Here is a 1,945-nt window from a genome sequence, read left to right on the forward strand (position 1 = left end):
CGGGTTCAGTTCCTTGATTTCCTTGGCGGTATAATGTTCTCGAGCCTTGTCCCAGTTTTCTTTCTTGTAGTACAGGCCAGCCAGTCTAAAGTGCGCCTTGCCACGCATAAAGGGCGTACCGGCCGTATCGGCCAGCACCGCTTCCAAGGAGGCAATGGCCTGGTCCGGGAATTCGGCCTGTTCGTCCAAAAGCGAAAGAAGATTCAGTCCCTGGAAATAATAAGGGTGATCCTTGGAAGCAATCACCGGTTCCAGGGCAAAACGGCTGATATTATATTCGTGGTTACGGTAAAGGCAATAGGCACGCTGGTATTCCACCGCCTTCATGGAATCGTGGTCGGCAAAATAGCGTTCGAATTCGTCGTACTTGGTAATGGCCTTGCCCCATTCATGCTTATGGCGGAAAGCTTCACCAATCAGGAACACGGCCTCGGCGGTACGTTTCTTGTTCTTGGGGAATCGCTCCAGCACACGGGAGCCCTTTTCGATAATCTTATCGTATTTTTGGCGCTCTTCAGAACCGGGCAGGGAATTTTCGCTATCCGGAATACTGTCGAGTCGGGCGGCACGCATTTCGGCTGCCTGCTCATCCAGGCGTTCCGCATTGAACATGTGGTTCAGGTAGGCACAGCAAGTACACCCCTCGAACACGAGGGCGAACATTACAAGCGCCATATAGCGGAATCGCATCACGAGGATAAAGATACAAAAATGCAGGCTAAAAAAAATGTGAGATGTGCGATGTGTGATGAGTGATGTAAAATTATTCATTACACACTCCACATTTCACATCACTCATTAACGTTCTTCTCTAGAATTCATTCAGATACTTGGTGTAGTCGCACAGTTTGAGGCCCGGCGGGAGCGCGGACTTGTCAAAGCGGACCATGCGGACTTCGGCCGGTTTACCCACCACGCGGGCAAGCATTTCAAAGTTGTCCTGCGTTTCCCACACGGCGGCATCGATAATCAGGCCATCGCCACAATCGGTTTCGCCCGTGCTGTTGCCAATGCCGGAGATTCTGGAATTCTGCTTCAGGAGTCTCGTGTAGATTTCGGGCGCGATTCCGAAATGGTTCGAGTTCGAAGAAGAATCGTAAACGACCACGTGGACTTCGCGGAAATGATTCAGGGAATCAAAGACGACCGTGTAGGTGTGCATGTAAGGAGCAACAAAGAACGATTCCTGCCACACGTTCTTTGCCACGGGCCTAAAGTTCCCGATAGAATACTTCTTGAAGAATTCCTTGGGAGTCGCACCGTAGCGCACCACATAATGGCCAAGCATCGTCGAGAAATCATGAACGGCAGACGGGGCCATCGTTTCGCGCAGACTATCGACAGCGCGGTTCAAGTTCGCAGTCAAGCCGTCGTTCTTGTTAATGGGAGCCGGCCTCGTAATATTCGATTCCTGAATGCGCTGCTGGATGTCAGGGTATTCTGGATCGACCTTTTGGATATCCTGGAACTGCTTGCGGGCCAAATCGAACTGGCGACCTTTCAAGTACGCACGGCCAAGAGCTTCCTTGAGCGGCAGGTTTTCGGGATACTTGTCGACCATGGGTTCCAAGATATCGAGCGCCGTCTGGGCACGGTCTTGCGGAGAAAGCACCACGCCGTTACCCGGACCCGGAGGAGACTTTTCGCCCAAAGTAGAGACCGCTTCGCGTGCCGGAGCGTAATCGGGCATGAAGGCCAGAATGCGCTGGTAAATCTTTTCGGCGGCATCGAAATGGCCCTGGTATTCGTCCATGTAACCCTGCAACAGCAAAAGCTTCACGTTGACCGGGTACTGCGAAAGGGCGTATTCCACAACGGCAGCGCAACTGTCCAGCTGACCGCTACGGTGGTAAAGTTCGGCAAGATTTTCGTAGGCGTATATGTTCTTTTAACCGTTGCCGTTGCATCTACTATATTAGCCGTTAACCTAGGCAAAGGCGAAAGC

General features: G+C 52.0%; 2 protein-coding genes. Both read right to left on the reverse strand.

The annotated features are described in order from the left end of the window. A partial coding sequence (locus Q0628_RS08975) for a tetratricopeptide repeat protein (protein ID WP_298770263.1) occupies positions 1-690 on the reverse strand: 690 nt, incomplete at its 3' end. A gap of 121 nt (positions 691-811) precedes the next feature. After that, positions 812-1,813, reverse strand: a complete 1,002-nt coding sequence (locus tag Q0628_RS08980; RefSeq protein WP_298770264.1) for a tetratricopeptide repeat protein — start codon at positions 1,811-1,813, stop codon at positions 812-814. Positions 1,814-1,945 lie beyond the last annotated feature (132 nt).

It is taken from the genome of uncultured Fibrobacter sp., from assembly GCF_937877005.1.
In the GTDB taxonomy this organism is placed as follows: Bacteria; Fibrobacterota; Fibrobacteria; order Fibrobacterales; family Fibrobacteraceae; genus Fibrobacter.